General features: G+C 65.4%; 17 protein-coding genes. 13 read left to right on the top strand and 4 right to left on the bottom strand.

Going from position 1 to position 21,016, the window contains the following annotated elements; translation table 11 throughout:
* The first annotated feature begins 163 nt into the window (after positions 1-163).
* The 12 genes from FJY73_08215 (at position 164) to FJY73_08160 (ending at position 15,045) form a co-directional block, all read left to right on the top strand.
* Positions 164-1,264, top strand: coding sequence for a sensor histidine kinase (locus FJY73_08215; GenBank protein ID MBM3320643.1), 1,101 nt, complete (start codon positions 164-166; stop codon positions 1,262-1,264).
* Between the two features lie 69 nt (positions 1,265-1,333).
* Positions 1,334-2,434, top strand: coding sequence for a hypothetical protein (locus FJY73_08210; GenBank protein MBM3320642.1), 1,101 nt, complete (start codon positions 1,334-1,336; stop codon positions 2,432-2,434).
* Positions 2,435-2,462: 28 nt separating this feature from the next.
* Positions 2,463-3,041 carry a zinc ribbon domain-containing protein gene (locus tag FJY73_08205; GenBank protein MBM3320641.1) on the top strand — a complete coding sequence of 193 codons (579 nt, stop codon included), beginning with the start codon at positions 2,463-2,465 and terminating at the stop codon, positions 3,039-3,041.
* A 310-nt stretch (positions 3,042-3,351) separates the two neighbouring features.
* Positions 3,352-4,719 carry a sigma-54-dependent Fis family transcriptional regulator gene (locus tag FJY73_08200; protein MBM3320640.1) on the top strand — a complete coding sequence of 456 codons (1,368 nt, stop codon included), beginning with the start codon at positions 3,352-3,354 and terminating at the stop codon, positions 4,717-4,719.
* A 222-nt stretch (positions 4,720-4,941) separates the two neighbouring features.
* Positions 4,942-6,270, top strand: coding sequence for a TolC family protein (locus FJY73_08195; protein MBM3320639.1), 1,329 nt, complete (start codon positions 4,942-4,944; stop codon positions 6,268-6,270).
* Between the two features lie 5 nt (positions 6,271-6,275).
* On the top strand, positions 6,276-7,880 hold the full coding sequence (locus tag FJY73_08190) for an efflux RND transporter periplasmic adaptor subunit (GenBank protein MBM3320638.1): 1,605 nt from the start codon (positions 6,276-6,278) through the stop codon (positions 7,878-7,880).
* Between the two features lie 10 nt (positions 7,881-7,890).
* The gene (locus tag FJY73_08185) at positions 7,891-11,001 is read left to right on the top strand and encodes an efflux RND transporter permease subunit (GenBank protein ID MBM3320637.1); all 3,111 of its coding nucleotides are present in this window, start codon (positions 7,891-7,893) and stop codon (positions 10,999-11,001) included.
* Positions 11,002-11,096: 95 nt separating this feature from the next.
* The gene (locus tag FJY73_08180) at positions 11,097-11,519 is read left to right on the top strand and encodes a hypothetical protein (protein MBM3320636.1); all 423 of its coding nucleotides are present in this window, start codon (positions 11,097-11,099) and stop codon (positions 11,517-11,519) included.
* Positions 11,520-11,568: 49 nt separating this feature from the next.
* A complete protein-coding gene (locus FJY73_08175) occupies positions 11,569-11,778 on the top strand; it encodes a hypothetical protein (GenBank protein ID MBM3320635.1) in 210 nt (69 codons plus the stop codon).
* Between the two features lie 78 nt (positions 11,779-11,856).
* Entirely contained in the window at positions 11,857-12,633 is a 777-nt protein-coding gene (locus FJY73_08170) for a hypothetical protein (protein MBM3320634.1), read from the top strand.
* Between the two features lie 69 nt (positions 12,634-12,702).
* Entirely contained in the window at positions 12,703-13,665 is a 963-nt protein-coding gene (locus FJY73_08165; GenBank protein ID MBM3320633.1) for an ExsB family transcriptional regulator, read from the top strand.
* Positions 13,666-13,971: 306 nt separating this feature from the next.
* A complete protein-coding gene (locus FJY73_08160) occupies positions 13,972-15,045 on the top strand; it encodes a TerC family protein (GenBank protein MBM3320632.1) in 1,074 nt (357 codons plus the stop codon).
* 83 nt (positions 15,046-15,128) lie between these two features.
* Here the strand turns inward: FJY73_08160 and feoB are convergent, their stop codons facing one another.
* From feoB to FJY73_08140, 4 genes are all read right to left on the bottom strand, one after another.
* The gene (gene feoB / locus FJY73_08155; protein MBM3320631.1) at positions 15,129-17,270 is read right to left on the bottom strand and encodes a ferrous iron transport protein B; all 2,142 of its coding nucleotides are present in this window, start codon (positions 17,268-17,270) and stop codon (positions 15,129-15,131) included.
* Positions 17,271-17,299: 29 nt separating this feature from the next.
* A complete protein-coding gene (locus tag FJY73_08150; protein MBM3320630.1) occupies positions 17,300-17,521 on the bottom strand; it encodes a ferrous iron transport protein A in 222 nt (73 codons plus the stop codon).
* A 10-nt stretch (positions 17,522-17,531) separates the two neighbouring features.
* Positions 17,532-17,786 carry a hypothetical protein gene (locus FJY73_08145; protein ID MBM3320629.1) on the bottom strand — a complete coding sequence of 85 codons (255 nt, stop codon included), beginning with the start codon at positions 17,784-17,786 and terminating at the stop codon, positions 17,532-17,534.
* Positions 17,787-18,019: 233 nt separating this feature from the next.
* Positions 18,020-18,571 carry a metal-dependent transcriptional regulator gene (locus tag FJY73_08140; GenBank protein MBM3320628.1) on the bottom strand — a complete coding sequence of 184 codons (552 nt, stop codon included), beginning with the start codon at positions 18,569-18,571 and terminating at the stop codon, positions 18,020-18,022.
* Positions 18,572-19,055: 484 nt separating this feature from the next.
* Between FJY73_08140 and FJY73_08135 the strand changes: the two genes are divergently transcribed.
* Positions 19,056-21,016, top strand: a 1,961-nt coding sequence (locus tag FJY73_08135) for a hypothetical protein (GenBank protein MBM3320627.1), incomplete at its 3' end; no start/stop codon positions are given.

The following is a 21,016-nucleotide window of genomic DNA, read 5'->3' as shown; positions in this document are numbered from 1 at the left end:
GCAGAGAGTTCGAAAACCAGAAGAAGACAGACCGAAACCATCGAAGTGAAGAGCCGTGACGCCGGGTTGAGGCACCGCGCGGCCGGCTAACTTCTCCTGGCGCCTTGCGCGATCCCGCTTCTATAGTAGTTAAGACGGTTGTTCGTCGCCCCGGAGAATGCCCATGCGGAGCGCGTTGGTTCGCTATCTTCCGATCGCGGCGCTGATCGCGGCGGTGTCGGTGCTGCACTATGCGACCGATCCGTCCGCGCATCGTTTGCACGATATCTACCGCCGTTTGTACTACCTGCCGATCATCCTCGCTGCGTTCGCGGGCGGGGTCCGCGGAGGGACGCTCGCCGCGATCGCGGTCTGCGTCGTCTACTGGCCGCACGCGTTTGGACACTACACGCACGACCCGGGCCGTCCCGCGGAGAAGATTCTGGAGATGGTCCTCTACGTCGTGGTCGGCGGCGTGACCGGTCTTCTCGTGAGCCGCGAGGCGGCGACGAAGGAGCGGCTCCGAAAGACCGCCGACTCGCTTCAGGAAACGCTTCGCGAAAAAGAGAGAATGGAAGAGGAGTTGATTCGTTCGGCGAGGCTCGCCGCGGTCGGCAAGCTCTCCGCCGGACTCGCGCACGAGATCCGAAACCCGCTCACGTCGATCAAGGCGTCCGCCGAGCTTCTCGCGGATGACTTTCCCGCGGGCCATCCGAAGCGCGATCTTCTGGGCACGCTCGTCCGGGAGGCGGTCCGCCTGAACGGCGTCCTCACGCGCTTCCTCTCGTTCGCGAAGCCGCTCCCGATGAAGGAGAGGGATCTCGATCCACTCGAGGGGATCGCCGAGGTGATCGCGCTCCTTCGCGGGCGAAGGGACGACGATGACGAGACGCCGATCCGCTTTCGGGAGCCGGAGGGGCCCCTGCCGCGCGTGAAGGGAGATCCGGAGCAGATCCGGCAGGTGCTTCTCAACGTGCTCCTCAACGCGCTCCAGGCGTCGGGCGAGGGAGGACGGGTGGACGTGTTCGCTTCGCACATCAAGGAATCGGGCCGGATCGAGATCGTCGTGGAGGACGACGGTCCCGGCTTCTCGCGCGAAGCGCTCGAGAACCTCTTCACCCCCTTCTTCACGACGAAGGACGAGGGGACCGGGCTCGGCCTCGCGATCTCGCACCGGATCGTCGAGTCGCACGGCGGGCGGATCCGCGCGTCGAACCGAGAGGGGAGAGGCGCGCGGATCGTGATCGAGCTTCCGGCGGGCGAATCTCGCTTCCTCGACAATTGATCCGTGGACGGTCGTCGTGGGCCGGTGTAGAGTGGAATCAACCGATCTGTTCGGAGGGAGGGCGATTCGATGAGACGCTTCGTTCGATCGTCGGCGGCGATGGCTGTTTTCGCCGCGCTTCTGCTCCTCTTCGCGCACGGCTGGGCGTTCGCGGAGGACGATCATCCGGACAGCGTTGATTGCTCCGCGTGCAAACTCCGGAACAGTTGGGTCCAGCGCTTTTGCATCCAGTGCGGCGGCTCCCTCGACGAGGAAAAAGCCGCCGCGATTCGGGACGAGATCCGCGCGGGCGAAATCCCCTCGAGTCGATCGGTGGATGGGATGGGCGTCGATCCGGCGCCGGAAAGCGGGAAGCCGGAGAGGAAGAAGAACGCTCCCGGCATCACGAAGATTCTCGAGTCGAACCCCGTGAACCTCCCGAGACTCTTCAACATCCCGACGGCAGAGGTGCTCGGCTCTCTCAGGGTGTACTCCACCGGCGGCGGAGCGCTCGGAGTGGAGAAGGAGCGAAGCCTCTTCGGGCGTCTCGGCCTTGGTCTCGGCGACGTCGCGGACATCGAGGTCGCCTCGCAGTCGGTTATCAACGCCCTTCGGCAGGGGTCGTCGAGCTTCCCGACGTCGGCGTTCCGAGTCCGCTTGCTCCGCGAGCGGAGGACTCTTCCCGCCTTGGCGCTCGCGCTCCGGGGGACGACGAACTGGCAGCGACTCGAGGGATCCGTGGATACCGTTGATTGCGAGACGCGACTCACCAAGCTCTATGCGGTGTCGTCGAAGCAGATCGGTCCGGTGGGTCTACACGCGGGCGTCGGCCTCACCGATGTTCGAGTGCGCGACCCGCACGGATGGTCGTTCGCCGATCCGAACGAGGGGGAGCTTCGCCGCAATCTCTGGGCTCCGTTCGGCGGCTTTCTCGTTCGCGCGAATCCGAACGCCTTCTTCTTGGCGGAGGTCGAGGGCCTTCCCTCGTATCGGTTCCAGGCGGGGGCTGCGAACGACGAGGAGGACATCGAGACCGTTTGGGTCGGAGTCTTCGGTGTCCGGTTCTTCTTCACGAGGTGGCTGGTCACGGACACGGGGGTTCGCTACCGGAGTGATTTCGTTGGAATCGCGGACGCGAGCATCCAGGCGAACGTCACCCTGCTTCTCGATCTGTCCGGCGTTCGTCGGTAGCCGCGATCGAACGATGAGGTGCGCGCGGATGAAAGGCAAGAAAGGATCGCTTGTGAGCTTGATTGTTCTTGTGGCAATCGTTCTTCTTGTTCCCGTGCTTTCCGCTCGTGCGACGGCCGCCTCGGGTGAGACGATCCTCTGCCCCTTCTGCGGTGCCGAGACGCCGGTGGAGGGGAAGTTCTGCGGAACTTGCGGGAAGAAGCTGCCGCTTCCTCTCCTCGCGCCCCCGGCGGAGGCGACCGCCGAGTCTCTGGCTGCACGGCCGTCGGCGCCGGAGCCGCAACCGATCGCGCCGTCATCGCCGTTCGATTCCACGACGGCGAAGGCGCTCTTCGAGACGGGTCTTCGGATGATGACGGAGCGGCAGTACGACCTCGCAGCCGTCTGCTTCGGGCAAGTCGTCGAGACCTATCCCGGCACCGCGTATGCGCAGCATTCCGCCGAGCTTCGTGCCGCGTGCGAATCGCTCGTTCGGGGAGAGGCGCCGCCCCCGCCTCCGAAGGAAGGCACCGGAGCTGGACCCTCGTTCCTCGGCGGGATGCTCGGAGGTCTCGTCGGGATCTTGGGTCTCGTGTTGTTCATCGCCCTCATCGCATCGGGGGCCTGACGCTCGTTCCGATCGGGAAGAGCGCCCGTTCTCGATTCCGCCCCCCTTCAGGTGCGCGAGCAAGCATGCGACCGATCGCGTCATCGCTCCCGAAGGGCCCCATTGGGTATGTTGTCCACGAAAGAAGCGGGATCGCATCCATCCGCAGAGGAGTAGCTGATTTCCCGCGTGGAACTGCGTCCAGGGTCCATCCCTTCGCAGGAAATAGGTATGGTGTCCCTCCTCTTCGTGACCATTGTCCTGTTCTTCGTCTGGTGTAGACTATTATGCATAGTGAATCGGGTCGTTTGCCGGGCCAAGGAGGAGCCGCTTGAGCCGCATTCTTCTCGTCGACGACGACAAGAGCCTTCGTGGGGTGCTCGCCTTCTCGCTCCGCGAGGACGGCCACGTCGTCGAGGAAGCGGTGGACGGGATCGAGGGGCTCGAGCGCTTCCGCGAGGGACGCCCCGACCTCGTCATCGCCGATCTCAAGATGCCCCGGATGGACGGGATGAAGCTCCTCTCCGCGATCCGCGAGGAGGGGAGCGAGACGCCGGTGATCGTCCTCACCGCGTTCGGCAAGATTGAGCAGGCGGTGGAGGCGATGAAGCGGGGCGCCTTCCACTATCTTACGAAGCCTTACAATCGGGACGAGCTTCGCGTCGTCGTGCGAAACGCGCTCGAGCGCTCGCGTCTCGTCGCCGAGAACCGCGATCTTCGCGCGCGGATCGAGCGACGTTCGGCCGCGCCGCCACTCGTCTTCGTCTCCGAGGCGATGCGCGCGGTCGTCGATGCGATCGAGCGGGTCGCTCCGACCGACGCCACCGTTCTTCTCACCGGCGAGAGCGGCACCGGCAAGGAGCTTCTCGCGCGCCTTCTCCATCAACGCTCGGATCGCGGGGAGAAGCGGCTCGTCGCGGTGAACTGCGGCGCTCTTCCGCGCGACCTCGTCGAGTCGGAGCTCTTCGGGCACCGGCGCGGCGCGTTCACCGGCGCGACGCGCGACAAGCCGGGGAAGTTCCAGGCCGCATCGGGCGGGACGCTCTTCCTCGACGAGATCGCAGAGCTCTCGATCGACCTCCAGGCGAAGCTCCTTCGCGTTCTCGAAGCGGGGGAGGTGGACATGCTCGGAGGCGGCGGACCGATCGAGGTCGATGTCCGCCTCGTCGCGGCGACGAACCGCGATATCGAGAAGGCGGTCGGCGATGGGAGCTTCCGGGAGGATTTGTTTTATCGATTAAACGTCATCCCGATCCGCGTGCCGGCGCTCCGCGAGCGGCCCGAGGACATCCCGGTCCTCTGGAAGCACTTCGCCCAGGAGTTCGCCTCGAGCGCGCCGGTCTCGACCGAACCGGATCTTCTCGCGCACCTCGCGCGTCTTCCGTGGAGAGGAAACGTCCGCGAGCTCGCCAACCTCTGCCGAAGGATGGTGCTCCTTCGAAAGGAGAACGCGCTCCGGCTCGCCGACCTCCCGGACTACGGACGGACGGACCGAGTTCCGAGCGATGATGCGGCGGCCTCGCCTCTCCGCGCTCTTCCCGAGGACTCGCTCCCCCTCCGCGGTCTCGAGAAGGACGTCATCGAGAGGGCGCTTCGCAAGTTCGAGGGGAACAAGTCCCGCACGGCGAGGTACCTCGGCATTCCGCGCCACGTCCTCCTCTATCGGCTCCGGAAGTACGGGATCGGCGGTGACGAGTAGAATAGTCTCCAGAAAATAGAGAATAGTATCCGCTCGCTGATCCGGAGAGCGGTTTCCGGGGGCCTCCTAATCCCTCGATTCTGTCTCATAAAACATTTTCTAGAAAGCAATTACGATCAGGCTGTCCCTCGCGCCCTCTGGTCGGCACGGGTCGTGCCTTTGGATCCCGCGAGGGGCGGGCGAAGAAGCCGTCCACTTCGAAGAACCCAGGGGGGTCTACCGGTGCGCGGCATGATGAGAGAGCGGCTCGGATCGACCGTCTTGCTTCTTCTTCTCCTGGCTGCGGGAGGGGCGGGAGCGGTCTCGCCATCCGCGGGTGCCGATCCGAACGATGTTCTCGCGTCTCTTCTTCGAGAAGCGCTCCGCTCGAGCCCGGCCATCGCCGCATCGAGCGAGCAAGCGACCGCGTCGGGGCACCGGGCCGCGGCGGCGGATCGCCTTCCGAACCCGATGCTCGGCTTCGGGACCATGCCGGGATCCGGCGAGAGGTCCGCGGCGAACTGGATCTCCCTCCGCCAGACGTTCCCCTTCTTCGGCAAGAGAAGCCTCATGAGGTCGGAGATGGACGCGGATGCGGCGATGGATGCTTCACGTGCAAACGAAACTGCGGCGATGGTCATTCAGGACGTGAAGGAAGACGTGTGGGCGATCTACCGCGCGGATCGGGCGATCGAGATCGCGGAGCGCGAAGCGGCGCTTCTTTCGGAGATGACGGCCGCCGCGCAGGCGATGTACGCAGCCGGCGAGGGCCGCCAGGCGGACGTTTTGCAGGCGCAGCTCATGCGGACCGAGGTCGACGAGCGCCTGATCCGCCTCCGCGCAGAGCGGGCGGCGCTCGAGAGGCGGATCGAAGGGCTCGTCGGAAAGCCGCTTCCGATCCCGTTCCTCGCGGAGACGGATCCCGAGACTCCGATCGATGAAAGCGCGCTCCTCGATCGCGCCCTCCTCGCGAACCCGGAGATCGCCGCGCGCGATGCGGAGGTCCGCCGCGCGCACGCGTCTCTCGCTCTCGCGCGCAAGGACTTCTACCCGGACCTCACCCTCGGAGCGATGTGGGGGGAGATGGGGATGGGCGGGATGCCCGGCGAGGGGGACGGCGATCGGCGCTTCGCGTTCGAGGCGATGATCGATCTTCCGATCGCGCGAGGAGACATCCGCGATCGCGAGAAGGGGGCGCGCGCGTTGCTTCGCGCATCGGAGCGGGAACTCGAGAACGTCCGCCTTCGTCTTCGCGCCGCGATCGGCGAGACGGTGACGGAGCTGAAAGCGGCCTCCGCCTCGATCGACATCCATCGGAACGGGATGATCCCGCAGGCGGAGAGCGCGTTCCGTTCGGCGAGGGCGGCCTACGCGGCGGGACGGCTCGATTTCGAGAGCGTTCTTCTCGCGGAGCGGTCTCTCCTCGAAGCCGAAAGCGGGCTTCACGAAATGGTCGCGTGGGTCGGGATGCTCCTCGCGCGTCTCGACCGTCTCGTCGGTTCCAAGGATGAAAATACCCTCTTCCCCGTGTGGGATGCGGCCCGCGGCGCGGCCGATCCGCGAAAGGAATAATCGCCATGAACGCGAACTTCACCTCGAGCCGAACGATCGGGATCGCCGCGGCGGGGATTCTCCTCTTCGTCGTCGGTTTCGGCGCGGGACACTTCCTCTCGCGCGGCGCGGCCGAGGAGACCCACGGCCGCCCCATCGCAGAGGACGCGAAGAAAGAACTTTACACATGCGGCATGCACCCGAACGTGATCCAGGAGGGACCGGGGATCTGCCCGATCTGCAACATGGCTCTCGTGCCGGTGAGAGGGACGGCGCCGGAGGACGGCGCCCAAGGGCGAGCGGCCGAGACGATTGCCATCGACCCCGCGGTCGTTCGGAACATCGGCGTCCGCACCGGGGAGGCGGAGCGCGGGCCTCTCCGGAAGACGATCCGCGCCACCGGTCTCGTCGTCGAGGACGAGACGCGCGTCGGGATCGTCAACCTCAAGGTCGAGGGGTGGATCGAAAGGGTCCACGTCGACGAGACCGGCCGGACCGTGAGGAAAGGCGATCCTCTTCTCGAGATCGACTCCCCGCAACTCGCGACCGCGCAGGAGGAGTACCTCATCGCGCTCGACAACCTCCGCCGCCTTGAGGGGAGCGCCGCGCCCGAGATCGCGCAGGGGGCGCGGGAAACGTTCGAGTCGGCCCGCCGCCGGCTTCTCTATTGGAACGTCCCGGAAGAGGAGGTCGCGCGTCTCGAACGAACGCGCGAGGTCCGGCGAGCGATGACGCTGCGTTCCCCCTTCACCGGCGTCGTCGCGAGTAGGGATGTCTTCCCGGGAATGCGCGTGATGCCGGGGATGGATCTCTATCGCATCGCGGATCTCGACGTCGTATGGGTGCAGGCATCCGTCTTCGACGCGGATCTTCCGTTCGTTTCAATCGGACAGAAAGCGACCCTGACGCTCTCGTTCCTTCCGGGGCGCGTGTTCGAGGGGAAGGTGGCGTTCCTCGCTCCGGTTCTCGATCCGATGACGCGCGATCTCAAGGTCCGTCTCGAGTTCCCGAACGCGAGCGGCGATCTCAAGCCGGGCATGTATGCCGATGTGAGCATCGAGTCGGTTCTCGACGAGGACGCGGTTCTCGTTCCAGCGGAGGCGGTGGTCCGATCGGGAGCTCGCGATGTCGTCTTCCTCGCGCGCGGCGAGGGGCGCTTCGCGCCGGCCGAAGTTCTGCTCGGCGCGAGCGGATCGGGGGGAGTCGTTCAAGTTCTCGACGGCGTTCTCCCCGGCGACCGAGTGGTGACGAGCGCGCAGTTCCTTCTCGACTCGGAATCCTCGTTCCGCGAAGCGGTGAAGAAGATGATGGAAGGAAAGTCGGGCGTTTTTCCCGCGCACAGCCATGCAGGCCGCGCAACCTCCCCCGCAGGAGCCGCATCTTTGGGCGATCTCCCGCGCATCGAGGGAGAGCCGGTCCGAAACGCTCTCTTCGTCGCGCCCGACGGATCGATCACGATCCTCTGCCCGGTGATGAAGAACGAGAAGACGATCGCGCCCGGCGACGTTTACTCGACCTATCAAGGAATGCGCGTCTACTACTGCTGCCCGGGCTGTCAGGCGGACTTCGACGCGGATCCCGAGCGGTATCTCGCCGAGCTCGACGCGGCCCTCGGCGCGCGCGCGCAATAGGGGAGAGCCGATGCTCGAGAAGGCGATCCGCTTCAGCATCGACAACCGGGCGATCGTTCTCCTTCTCGCGGCGATCCTCGTCGCCGGCGGGATCTGGGCGATCTACGAGATCCGCCTCGACGCGATCCCCGATCTCTCCGACGTCCAAGTGATCGTCCAAGTCGATTTCCCCGAGCAATCGCCGGATGTCGTCGAGGACCAGGTCGTTTATCCGCTCACGACCGCGATGCTGAACGTCCCGCACGCGAAGGTCGTCCGGGGTTACTCGTTCATGGGCTTCGGCTTCGTCTATGTTCTCTTCGACGACGGCACCGACCTCTATTGGGCGCGAAGCCGCGTTCTCGAATACCTGAACCAAATTCGCCTTCCGGAAGATGCGACTGCGAAGCTCGGGCCGGACGCGACCGGACTCGGTTGGGTCTACGAGTATGTCCTCATCGACACGACCGGCGCGCACGACCTCTCCGATCTCCGCTCGGTCCAGGACTTCTTCCTCAAGTACGAGCTCGGCTCGCTCCCCGGCGTGTCGGAAGTCGCATCGATCGGCGGCTTCGTGAAGCAGTATCAAGTCGAGGTCGATCCGCGCGCCCTTCAGGCGTTTGGGATCTCGATCCAAAAGGTTCGCGAGTCGATCCGCGCCTCGAACGCGGACGCGGGGGGCGGCGTCCTCGAGATGGGCGAGACCGAGTTTATGGTGCGCGGGCGCGGCTACTTTCGCGGGGTCGAGGATATCGAGAAGGTCGTTCTCGATGTCGGCAATGGAGGAACGCCGATTCTTCTCCGTCACGTCGCGCGCGTCTCGATCGGCCCGGAGCTCCGGCGCGGCGCCGCCGAGTGGAACGGAGAGGGAGAGGTCGTCGGCGGGATCGTCGTCATGCGGATCGGCGAGAACGCGCTCGAGGTGATCGACCGCGTGAAGAAGCGAATCGCGGCAATCGAGCCGAGCCTCCCGCCCGGCGTCGAAATCAAGACTGCATATGATCGAAGCGTTCTCATTCGCGAGGCGGTCCGCACGCTTCGCATCAAGCTGACCGAACAGATGGCCGTCATCGCGCTCATGATCGCGCTCTTCCTCCTTCATCTTCGCTCGGCGCTCGTCTCGATCGTCTCGATCCCGGTCGCGGTGCTCGCGTCGATCCTTCTCATGCACCTTCTCGGCATCCACGCGAACATCATGTCGCTCGGGGGGATCGCCATCGCGATCGGCGTTCTCGACGACGCGGCACTCGTCCTCGTCGAGAACGCGCACAAGCACGCGGAGCGGAAGAAGAAGGGGGTCGCCCACGCGGAGGTGATCTTCGAGGCGGCGCGCGAGGTGGGGCCCTCGCTCTTCTACGCGCTCCTCATCGTCACGGTGTCGTTCCTTCCGGTCTTCGGGCTCTCGGAGCAGTCGGGACGGCTCTTCAAGCCGCTCGCCTACACGAAGACATTCGCGATGGCTGTCTGCGCGATCCTAACGGTCACATTGATGCCCGCTCTGATGGCGGTGTTCGTGCGGGGACGTCTTCGGAAGGAAGAGGACCACCCCGTGACGCGCCCGCTCGTCGCCGCGTACCGTCCGATGGTGCGCTGGGTTCTCCGGCATCGCTACGCCACGCTCGCGATCGCGCTCGTAGTCCTTCTCGCGACGATTGTTCCACTCTCAAGAATCGGCAACGAGTTCATGCCGCCCCTCTACGAAGGGGATCTCCTCTACATGCCGACGACGAACCCGGGGCTTCCGATCGCGAAAGCGAACGAGATCCTGCAACAGACCGACAAGATCATCCGGAGCTTCCCCGAGGTGAAGGCGGTCTTCGGAAAGGTCGGCCGCGCGGAAACCGCCACCGATCCGGCGCCCCTCTCGATGATCGAGACCACGATTCTTCTCGAGAAGGACCGCTCGAAGTGGCGCGAGGGCGTCGATTCGGATTCGCTCATCCGCGAGCTCGACGCCGCGATCCAGTTCCCGGGTCTCACGAACTCCTGGACGATGCCGATCAAGACCCGCATCGACATGCTCTCGACGGGGGTGAAGACGCCGGTCGGGATCAAGATCCTTGGGCCAAATCTCGACACGCTCGCGGCGATCGGCGAGAAAGCCGAGGCGATCGTGAAGGGCCTCGATGGAACGGTGTCGGCGTATTCGATGCGCGCGGTGTCGGGACGATTCGTCGATTTCGACATCGACCGCGACGCTTGCGCTCGCTACGGACTGAACGTCATGGATGTCCAAGAGGTCCTCATGGCTGCCGTCGGCGGAATGGAAGTGACCCGGACGGTGGAGGGGTTGGAGCGCTACGGCGTGAACGTGCGCTATCCGCGCGAGCTTCGCCAGGATCTCGATGCGCTCCGGAGCATCCTCGTCCCGACGCCGAGCGGCGCGCAGGTTCCGATCGGGCAGCTCGCCGACATTCGGATCGTCTCGGGCCCGATGGAGATCCTCACGGAAAACGCGAGGCGCGCGGTGACGGTCTTCGTCGACATCCGCGGAATCGACGTCGGCACGTATGTGAAGCGGGCGCAAGAGGCGGTCGGCGCGCAGATCGCGCTCCCGCCCGGATACTCGATCGTCTGGTCCGGTCAGTACGAGTACATGCAGGCGGCCGCGAAGCGTCTTCGCCTTCTCGTTCCGCTCACGCTCCTCATCGTGTTTCTCCTGCTTTTCCTTCACTTCCGAACGATCTCGGAGGCGTTCATTCGTCTTCTTCCGCTCCCGTTCGCCGTGGTCGGCGGGATATGGCTCCTCTGGCTTCTCGGCTACAACGCGTCGGTCGCGGTGTGGGTCGGGTTCATCAGCGTGGCGGGGCTCGCGGCGGAGACGGGGATCGTGATGCAGGTCTACATCGACGAAGCGACGGCGCGCTATCGAAGAGAGGGAAGGCTTCGGACGCGCGAAGATCTCGACGAGGCGATCGCCGAGGGGGCGGTCGATCGTCTCCGTCCGAAGGTGATGACCGTGGCGACCACGATCGTCGGCCTTCTTCCGATCATGATCGGGATGGAGGCGGAGATCGGCTCTTCCGTGATGAAGCGGATCGCCGCGCCGATGGTGGGAGGGCTCATCACGTCGACGGTCGAGACTCTTCTCCTCATCCCCGCGATCTACTCGATTTGGAAGGAACGAACCTTATTGAAGTAAAAAGCGAATCCGAGTCGCGTTCCCGTTTCTCTTGACAGGGGACACCCGCAGGGGATTCAAATGATCTGCGCGCCCCCGGCGTAAGGAGGTTACCGATGGGACGGAAATTCTGGATCGCGGTGATTGTCCTCTTCGTGGCGTTCAGCATCATGGATTGGATCTTTCACAGCCTCGTGATGGGCAAGACCTACGAAGCAACCTCGCACCTCTGGCGTTCGATCGAGGAGATGAACCGACTCCGCCCGGTCATGTGGCTTGTCACCCTCGTCATGTCCTTCTTCTTCGTCCTGATCTTCGGGAAGGGGTACGAAGGAAAAGGCGCAATGGAAGGCGTGCGCTTCGGAATCTACATGGGAATTTTCTTCGGCTTCCCGATGGGGTTCGGATCCTACTCCGCGATGCCGATTACCGGCGGGGTCGCGTTCGGCTGGTTTTTCATCACGCTCATCGAGTTTCTCGTAGCGGGCGTCCTCGTCGCTTCGATCTACAAGCCGGAGAAGGCGGCGCCGGCCGTTTGAGACGAAAAACCGAAAGACGGGGACGCGCACCGATTTCTCGTCTCGACCGTTGCTTGAAGCGGGAACGGATGGGAAGCGCGTACGTGTCCTCTATCTCTGTCTCGGTCCGCTTCGCCGGGAAATCGGGGACGCGATCGAGAAGAACGGCGATCTCACCCCCGCCTATTGGCAGGCCGTGCGCGCGATGGCGATTCGCTACTGGCTGGAGATGGACCGCGCGCGGATCTTCGAGGAGATCCCCTCCGGCGAAGGAGGCTGACCGCGTAGCAGCGTCTCGACCGTCCGACCTCTTCGGGCGCGGGCCGGCCTCGAACTCGCCCGAGAAAGGACTTGAAGAATGAAGCAGTTCGTCCTCACCCCGGCCGCCGGAAAACGATTGATTGCTCAAGGGATCGCCGCGCATCCGGCGATCGGGTCGGCGCTGAAGGAAGGAACGATCGTGATCGTGGCCGGCTCCACGAACGGCTACGTCGCCGAGGAGGTGCTCGCGCGGATCGGCCGCGCGAAGGACTTCTCGAAGGAGCGCTTCTTTCGGGGCGTCACGCTCCCGCCGGCGCGCGCGGCGAAAGAGGGATCGCCGCCGCCGGCCGCGGGAGGCGCGGGGTTTCCCGGCGACGTGGTGATCGCGAAGGGCGCATGGCTCGAAGGGAAGACAATCTTCGACGTCGTCGACGATCTCCGCGAGGGGGATGTCGTCCTCAAGGGGGCGAACGCGCTCGATCTCGCGATGCGGCGCGCGGCGATCTTCGTCCTCCATCCGAAAGCGGGGACGATCGGCGCGGCGGTGCAGGCGGCGGTCGGGCGGCGCGTCCGGCTCATCCTTCCGGTCGGCGTCGAGAAGCGCGTCGACGGCGATCTCGACGACCTCGCGGCGCGAGTGAACGCGCCCAGCTCGCGGGGGCCCTGCCTCTTCCCAGTGCCGGGCGAGGTCTTCACCGAACTCGATGCGATCGCGCTCCTGACGGGGGCGTCGGCCGCGATCACCGGCGCCGGCGGGATCGGCGGCGCGGAAGGGTGCGTTTGGCTCGGCGTCGAAGGGACGCCGGTAGAAGTGGATGCGGCGGAGCAGCTCATCAGTTCGGTCGCGGGCGAGCCTCCCTTCCCGATTGAGTGAAGAAGGGGGGCCAGGGCGCGCCGCAACGGCTCCGATCCGGCCGGATTCCCGTTTTCACGAGGAGAGAGCATGATCCGGGAGATCCTCGCAGATAATCTGAACACTGAACAGTTCATCAATGAATCGATCGAGGAGATTCGCCGCGCGGTCGGGAACGGCGAGGCGATCAACGCCCTCTCCGGCGGCGTCGACTCCTCCGCCGTCACGATGCTCGGCGCCCGAGCGCTCGGGGAGCGGCTCCGGACGGTGTTCGTCGAGAACGGCCTTATGCGCGAGGGGGAGCCGGAGCGGGTCCGCGCCCTCTTCGGGAGTCTCGGCGTCGAGGTCGAGATCGTCGACGCGCGCGCCGAGTTCTTCTCCGCGCTCGCCGGGATCGCCGACCCGGAGGAGAAGCGGGAGGCGATCACTCGAACCTTCTATCGCGACGTCTTCGGCCGCGTCGTCCGCGAGAGCGGCGCGAGGTTCCTGCTCCAGGGGACGATCCTCACCGACGTCGAAGAGACGGTGGCGGGAATCAAGCGCCAGCACAACGTGTTCGAGCAGCTCGGGATCGACCCGGAGAAAGCGTTCGGCTACCGGATCCTCGAGCCGCTCATCCGCCTCCGCAAGGACGGCGTCCGAAAGGTCGGCCGCGCCCTCGGTCTGCCGGAGGAGATCTTCCGGCGGATCCCGTTCCCCGGCCCTGCGCTCGCGGCGCGCGTGGTCGGCGCGGTGACCCCCGAGCGGATCGAGACGGTGCGGAAGGCGACCGCGGTCGTCGAGCGTTACCTCTCCGGGACGGGCGCGTTCCAGTATCTCGCGATCCTCCACGAGGACCGCGTGACCGGGATACGCGACGGGAAGCGCGACTACGGCATGCAGATCGAGGTGCGTTGCTGGGAGAGCGTCGACGCGCGCGTCGCGAAGCCGACTCGCCTCCCCTTCGATGCGCTCGAGAAGCTAGCCGCCGACATCATCCGCGAGGCGCCGGGCGTCGTGAGCGTGACGTATCACATCGCTCCGAAGCCCCCCTCGACGATCGAGGCGGTGTAGCGGGGCGGGAGAACGAACCATGCAACCCGATCTCCTCGCGTTCACCGCGACGAAGCCCCTCTTCGAGCGACTCTGCTCGCTCGACGAGAGGAGCTTCCTCTCGTAGCCGTTCTGGAAGAGGCTGAGGGACGCGAGGAAGGGGGAGTAGGGCTCGGGCGGTACGCATCGCATTCTTCGCGCGGGCCGATCCCCTTTCGTCTTGCGATCCCGCTCGCGTCGGTCTACTCTCGTGCGCGATTCTACCGCCGGTCCGCGCCCTCCACGACGGACGGAAGCCCGGCGGGCGGTCCTGAACGTGCGCTCCCGGTGAACGAGATGGTCCTTCTCTGGGTCGGGTTTATCGGTCTGATCCTCGCGCTTCTCGCGCTCGATCTCGGCGTGTTCCATCGCCGCGCGCACGCGGTATCTCTCCGAGAGGCGTTCTTCTGGTCCGCGGTTTGGATCGCGTGCGGCCTTCTCTTCTCCAAGTTCGTCTACTTCGGCTACCAGCATCATTGGTTCGGGCTCGGCACGATGCCGGATCCGGTCGATCGCGCGATGAACAACGGAACGACCGCCGCCCTCAAGTACCTCACCGGCTTCGTCGTGGAGAAGTCGCTCTCCGCCGACAACATCTTCGTCATCGCGATGATCTTCAACTTCTTCGGAGTGCCTCCGATCTACCGGCACCGCGTTCTCTTCTGGGGCATCGTGGGGGCGCTCGTCTTGCGCGGCGTGATGATCGCGATCGGGGCGACGCTCGTCGCGCGTTTCACCTGGATCCTCTTGATCTTCGGGGTCTTTCTCATCGTCACGGGGATCAAGATGCTCTTCCTGAATTCGGAGGACGTCGATCCGAACAAGAACGCTGCGGTCCGGCTCGCGCGGCGGCTCTTTCCGGTCACGTCGCGCTTCCACGGCCAGCGTTTTCTCGTGAGGGCGGGCACGAGGGGGTCGCACGAGGGGGCCCTTCCCGGCGAGGAGGATGTGCGCGACGAGGTGGTCGAGCGCGCGAGACCGGGGACGCTCATGCTCACTCCGCTCGCGATCGCGCTCCTGACCGTGGAGACGAGCGACGTGATCTTCGCCGTCGACTCGATCCCCGCGATCTTCGCGATCACCGGGGATCCGTTTCTCGTCTTCACCAGCAATGTGTTCGCGATTCTCGGTCTCCGCGCGCTCTTCTTCGTCCTTTCGGGAATGATCGAGAAGTTCCGCTACTTGAAGGTCTCCCTCTCGCTGGTGCTCGTTCTCATCGGGGTGAAGATGCTCGTCGCGAAGAAGCTCCATCATCTTCTCGGCGAGCACTTCCACGCCATCGTGCTCGCGGTGGTGCTCTCGATCCTGGCGGCTGGGGTTCTCTTCTCGCTGGCGGACGGGAAGAAGCGAACACGCGCCTGATCCCATCGGTTCATACTCGAGATTGGAGTCGACGAAGACAGCGGACGGGGAATCCGGGATTCAGGCGCGGAATGCGGCCTGATCTAGGCGAGCAGAGCGGTTCCGGCGCGATAGACGACGAGCGCCCCGATGTAGGCGATCGCCGTCATGTAGCCGAACGAGAGAGCGGTCCATCTCCAGGAATTCGTCTCTCGTTTGATCACGGCGAGGGTCGCCCCGCACTGGCAACAGAGGGCGAAGAAGACCATCACCGAGACGGCGACCGGGATCGTGAAGACCGGCGAGCCGTCCGGCCAGCGGGCGGCGGAGAGCTTGCCGATGAGCGCCTCTTTCTCGCGCCGGTCCTCCGCGTCCTTGCCGAGGTCGTAGATGATGCTCAGCGTGGAGACGATCACCTCGCGCGCGGGGAACGAAGCGATCGTCGCCATCCCGATCTTCCAGTCCCATCCGAGAGGCTTCACGGCCGGCTCGAGAAGGCGCCCCGCTCGTCCGAGAACGCTGTTCCGCATGTAGGCGCCGGCCTCCTCCCGGTCGATCTCGCGAAGGCGCGTCTCGCGCGCCTCGCCGTCGAGCGAGAGACGCGCTTCGGCGCGAAGCGCTTCGTGCGCGCGCCCGATCTCCGGCGGCCGAGGGAAGTATCCGAGCGCCCAAACGATGATGGACATCGCGAAGATGATCGTCCCCGCCTGGCGCACGAACGTGCGGCTTCGATCGATGATGCGGATCCCCACCGATCGGGGGCTCGGGATCTTGTAGGGCGGGAGCTCCATCAAGTACGTCGATCCGGGGCCCCTGAGCAGCGTTCGGCGGAGAACCAGCGCGGCGGGAATCGCCGCGAAGATCCCGACGAAGTACATCGCCCCGAAAACGAGCCCTTGCAGCGGAAGAACCCCACCGATCATCCTCGCGGGGATGAACGCGGCGATCATCAGGGAGTAGACCGGAATGCGCGCCGAGCAGCTCATGAACGGCGCGATGAGGATCGTCGCGATTCGATCGCGCGCGTTCCCGATCGTTCGCGTGGCGAGAATGCCCGGAACCGCGCAGGCGAACGAGCTCAGCATCGGGATGAAGCTCATGCCGGAGAGACCGACCGCGCGAAAGATCCGGTCCATTAGGAAAGCCGCGCGCGCCATGTAGCCGCAATCGTCGAGCAGCGCGATGAAGAAGAAGAGGAAGACGATCTGCGGGAGAAACACCATCACGCCTCCGACCCCCGCGAGCGCGCCGTCCGCGATCAGGCTTTCGAGGGCGCCTCCTTGAAGGGGCGTGCCCGCGAAGAGACGGCGCGCGAGCTCGCCGAGGAATCCGAACGCGCCCGTGATGAGGTCCATGAACGGAACGGCCCACATGAAGATCGAGATGAACCCCCCCGACATCACGAGCATGAAGATCGGGAGCCCGAGGACTCGGTGAACGAGGACGTTGTCGATGCGTTCGCTGAGGCTCTTTCTTCTCTCTTCGCGCCGCACGGTCGTCTCGAGCGCGCCGGCGATCCAGCGGTGGCGCGCCTCCGCCTCCTCGGCCGCGGGCGAGCGTCCCGAGACGCGGATGCGCGCGCGCGCCTCGGCGAGAGCGTCCCTGAGATCGCCGTCCATGCGCGAGGCGAGGAACTGTTCCACCGGCCCCCCCTCGTCGATCAGCGCGCGCATCAGGATGTACGCGTTCGCGCCGAACCGGCTCGCGAGAGCGTCTCTCTCGCGCACGATCGCCTCCGGAAGCGTCCACGACGGACGGGGCGGCGGCGAACCGACCGAGTCGTGAATCGCCGCGCGAAGCTCCGCGATGCCAAGACGCCGGTGAGCGACCGTCGGGATGACCGGAACGCCGAGGATTCGGGAGAGCGCTCTCGTGTTCACGCTGATCCCGCGCCTCTCGGCCGCGTCGATCATGTTGAGGACGAGGATCGCGGGGAGGCCGATCTCGATCACCTGCGTCGTAAGATAGAGATTGCGCTGAAGGTTCGCGGCATCCGCGACGACAAGGACGAGGTCGGGCCTCGGCTCCCCGTCGTGCTCGCCGAGAAGGACGCGCGCGGCGAGCAGCTCGTCGGGGCTGTGCGCCGCGAGACTGTACATGCCCGGAAGATCGACGAGCTCGATTCCGGGAGCGAGGAGACCGATCTTCTTCTCGACCGTGACGCCCGGGTAGTTGCCGACCTTCTGCGCGAGACCCGTGAGGGCGTTGAAGACGCTCGTCTTCCCCGTGTTGGGGTTTCCGATGATCGCCACGCGGCGGGCCGCACGCGCCGGCTTCAAATCGAGACCTCCACGACTCCCGCTTCCGCTTTGCGGATGGAGAGCCGATAGCCGTGGAGTTCGACCTCCATCGGATCGCCGAGAGGAGCGAGACGGACCACGCGGATCCTTGCTCCCGCGATGACGCCCATCTCCATCAGCCGCTGGACGAGCGGCCCGTTCCCCACCGTGCCGACGATGGTTCCGATCTGCCCCGGCCGGCATTCATTGAGACGCAAAGGAAACTCCTCACGAACCCGCGCGGTTCGGCGGGGGCTCGACTTCGGGGAGCGCGCGGTCGCTCCTCGGTCCGCGCGCGAGGTTCTCTCCGGCGCGCGGCCCGCGGATCACCCGCAAGGCTCGGCTCGCGGCTTCTCGAGCGACGGGGCAGCGAGCGCCGCAGCCGCACTTGCTCTTCCCGCTCCAGGAGCGGCGCACCGCGCGCGCGACGAAGAACGCCGCTCCGCACACGATCGCCCCCACGAGGATCCGCTCGACCATCATCTCAATCCGACAGAAACTCGACCGGTGTTTCTTCGGCCGGGGCCCGGGCCGAGGGGGTGCCGGAAGAGACACCCCGAGCGGACCGGGCCCACGACACGGTGCCGGATCGGCAAGGCCCGGCCCGCTCGGGAACTCGCCGGTTCACCCCCTCGCCCCGCGCCCCGGCGGTCGCGCAAGAAATACTGTTCTATTGGCTCGACCATCATCCCGCGCCTTCCGTTCTCAACCCGTCGTCAGCCGTTGCTCTCATCGCTTCGCTCGGGCATTTCCGCGGCCTGCATGGCGAGGCAATCGTACGGGCAGAGCGCGCACTCGCCCGGGTCTTGCCCGCAGTGATCGCCGAAATGCGCGAGCGCCTCGCGGAACTTCTTCGCCTCGGGGCGGTCCGATTCCATGAACCGGAGAAGACGCGTGATCCGCTGCACGGTCTTCCCGCTGATGAGGTGCTCGATCTTGCACGCGTCGATCGACGCGAGCTTCTCGTCCACGCCGAGGATGTCCGCGAATAGTTTCTGCATGACGGAGTTTCTGGCGCGAACGCCGCGCACGATGCGAAGACCTTCCTGCGTCAGATGGAGAAAACCGCGCGGGTCGGTTGCGACGAGCCCGCGCTGCCGGAGGCTCTTGATCGTGATCGACGCGCTCCCTCTCGTGATGGCGAGCCTCTCCGCCACGTCCGTGACGCGCGCGTAGCCGAACTCCTCGACGAGCCCCTCGATCGCCACGAGGTGGTGCGCCGCGGAGTGCGTCACCGGGTTCAGACCGAATTCCTTCCAGGCTTCCATGGCGATCCTCCCCCGAGAGCCGTGCGTTCTGCTTAGTTATTATTACAGGCGAAAGGCAGCTCAATCAAGGGAGAAAGCGGGAGCGCGCGGACAGCGGAGGCGTCGCCAGAACTCGAAGTGATTAAATCACTTAGGGGATCACGGCCCGAGGGCGCGCCGATCGCGGCGAGTTCGGGTCGGGGACGTTGTTCCGTTCGTTTCGCGAGAGGTTGATGGGGGGACATGCGTCCCCCCTGGTTACCATCCTGCGGAGGAGCTATCCTGATCGGCGAAGCGAAGAGGTTTTCGGGGAGAGCGATCCCCGGCCTTGCGCTCGCCTCGACTACCCACGCTTTCGGCATGTTCTTGTCTTCGGGCCCGCCCGGTCGGATGCGGACTGCCCGGCACGCGGGCCGGTCGCTCCGCGCAGAGGTTCCGCATGTCGGAACGGGCCTTGCCGTCCTTCCCTTCCTCGTCCCCGGAATCCCGAGAAAGGAGCCGGACCGTGCAGAATCGTGGTTCACGAGCCGCGCGGGCGAGGGAGTCCCTCTCCCTTGCTCGCCTCATCGTCTCTCTTCTCATCGTGCTGGCGGCATCTCCGGCCGCCGCGTTTCTTCCTCCCCGCAGCGCCCCGGAGGGTGAGCGCGCCTTCGTGCTCCTTTCGACGGCCACGGTCGAGGAATGCGAGAGCGTATGGCGGGCCGTGGAGGCGGAGGGGGGAAGGGTCGCATCGGTTCTCCTCCCCTCGTCGATGACGGCTTTTCTCTCCCGCGAGGCGGCGGCGCGCATCGCGACGAGGCAAGATGTGATCGGCGTCTCCTTCGGTCCGGTCGACCGTGCGCGCTACGGCGAGTTGACTCGGGAGCAGAGCGTTGCGATCCGCGTGTGGAACGACATCTACATGGGGCTGGCGAACCACCCCGTCGCTCACGAGCCGGAAGGGGGTGCGCGAAGGGACTACGCGTGTGGCATTCCCGTCCCGGAGGAATACCGGAGGAGCGCCGACGGAATCGGAAAGAAGGGGTACGGCGCGAACGACGAGGACATGAGCGAGTACATGATTCTCGACGGCCTCGGCAGCCAGCACGGCGCGTATCACGTTTACATCGTCTTTCCGGAATCGAACGGAGTCCTCGACCCAAACACGGAGAACTGGACCTTGAGCATGAAGGAATTCCGGGTCGCAGAATGCACAGAGGGCATCGAATGGTGGTTCGCCCGCTACGCTCCGGCCCGCATGATCCTCATCACATCCGTCGAGTGGACCGTCCCGACGCCGTGGGAGCCGATCACGCGTCCTCACAACTTCGACGTCACTTGGGTCGACGACGTCATGGACAGCCTCGGCTACGCGGGGGAGAACCACTTCGACAAGGTGAGGAACTTCAACAACAATCGTAGTCCCACGAGCGCCGACGCCTGGCTCAACACGGTCTTCTTCGTGAACTCGAACGTCGACGCCGACGGGTGCTTTTCCGATGGGTGGTTCGACTATTCGTATCTCGGCGGACCGTACCTCGTCATGACGTCGGACAACGGCGGCTGGACCTATGGGAACACGGACTACCTCACCGCGCACGAGACCGGGCACACGTTCTACGCGCTCGACGAGTACGCGTCTTCCGGCTGCACCGATACGGAGACGACAGGGTATCTCAATGTGGCGAACGGCAACTGCGAAAACGGCGGCGGAACTTCCGAACTCTGCATCATGCGGAACAACAATAGGGTCGAATTCACGGAGGGACACGTCTGTCCCTTCACGCGCGGGCAGATCGGCTGGCGGGACACGGACGGCGACTCGATCCCGGACATCGTCGACCACCCGCCGCTTCTCACATTGGACGAGCCGGAGGACACGATGACGTGCGACCCGACCCCGATCTTCACGGGGAGCGTGATCCCCGAGGTCGAGCCGAACGTGAATCCGGGCTGGTGGTGCCCTGGGCACGACATCTCGGTGAACAGCGTCTCTTCCGTGGAGTACCGGGTGGACGGGGGGGCTTGGCAGAACGCCTCGCCTTCGGACGGGAACTGGGATGAAGCCGACGAGGGGTTCGGCTTCGCGCTGGCGCTCGCCCCCGCGGGTCGATACGGGATCGAGGTTCGTGCCCGGAACTCCCGGGGGCTCTACAGCGCGATTGCGACGGACACGATCAGCATCCTGCCGTACTGGGACTGGAACGACGATTTTGAGGATGCCGACATCTCCGATTGGACGAGAACGCAGTCCGGCAGCGCGAGCATCGGTCTCGACGGAACCCAAGCGCACGGCGGTTCCTGGAGCCTTCGCATCATAGGATCCCAGACTGCGGGACACGGCGCGACCGCGACCTCGCGCCCGCTCTTCGCGGAGCCGATGCCCTTCCTGGATCTCGAGCAAAGGTATGCGATCCAGTTCTGGTTCCGGTACGGTTCCTTCAACGAAGCCTGGCTCCTGCGGTGCGGGCACGTCGGGCTCTTCGT

The sequence above is a fragment of the Candidatus Eisenbacteria bacterium genome, from assembly GCA_016867715.1.
Lineage (GTDB): Bacteria > Orphanbacterota > Orphanbacteria > Orphanbacterales > Orphanbacteraceae > VGIW01.
Note: the sequence above shows the minus strand (reverse complement) of the source record. Positions and strands in the feature narration are given on the sequence as shown.

What these genes read in the sequence shown, in the direction of transcription:
- FJY73_08170 (MBM3320634.1), top strand. Translation starts at nt 11,857, where the DNA reads ATGAAGCAGTTCGTCCTCACCCCGGCCGCCGGAAAACGATTGATTGCT.
- FJY73_08165 (MBM3320633.1), top strand. Translation starts at nt 12,703, where the DNA reads ATGATCCGGGAGATCCTCGCAGATAATCTGAACACTGAACAGTTCATC.
- FJY73_08190 (MBM3320638.1), top strand. Translation starts at nt 6,276, where the DNA reads ATGAACGCGAACTTCACCTCGAGCCGAACGATCGGGATCGCCGCGGCG.
- FJY73_08185 (MBM3320637.1), top strand. Translation starts at nt 7,891, where the DNA reads ATGCTCGAGAAGGCGATCCGCTTCAGCATCGACAACCGGGCGATCGTT.
- FJY73_08140 (MBM3320628.1), bottom strand. Translation starts at nt 18,571, where the DNA reads ATGGAAGCCTGGAAGGAATTCGGTCTGAACCCGGTGACGCACTCCGCG.
- FJY73_08215 (MBM3320643.1), top strand. Translation starts at nt 164, where the DNA reads ATGCGGAGCGCGTTGGTTCGCTATCTTCCGATCGCGGCGCTGATCGCG.
- FJY73_08210 (MBM3320642.1), top strand. Translation starts at nt 1,334, where the DNA reads ATGAGACGCTTCGTTCGATCGTCGGCGGCGATGGCTGTTTTCGCCGCG.
- FJY73_08205 (MBM3320641.1), top strand. Translation starts at nt 2,463, where the DNA reads ATGAAAGGCAAGAAAGGATCGCTTGTGAGCTTGATTGTTCTTGTGGCA.
- FJY73_08180 (MBM3320636.1), top strand. Translation starts at nt 11,097, where the DNA reads ATGGGACGGAAATTCTGGATCGCGGTGATTGTCCTCTTCGTGGCGTTC.
- FJY73_08145 (MBM3320629.1), bottom strand. Translation starts at nt 17,786, where the DNA reads ATGATGGTCGAGCGGATCCTCGTGGGGGCGATCGTGTGCGGAGCGGCG.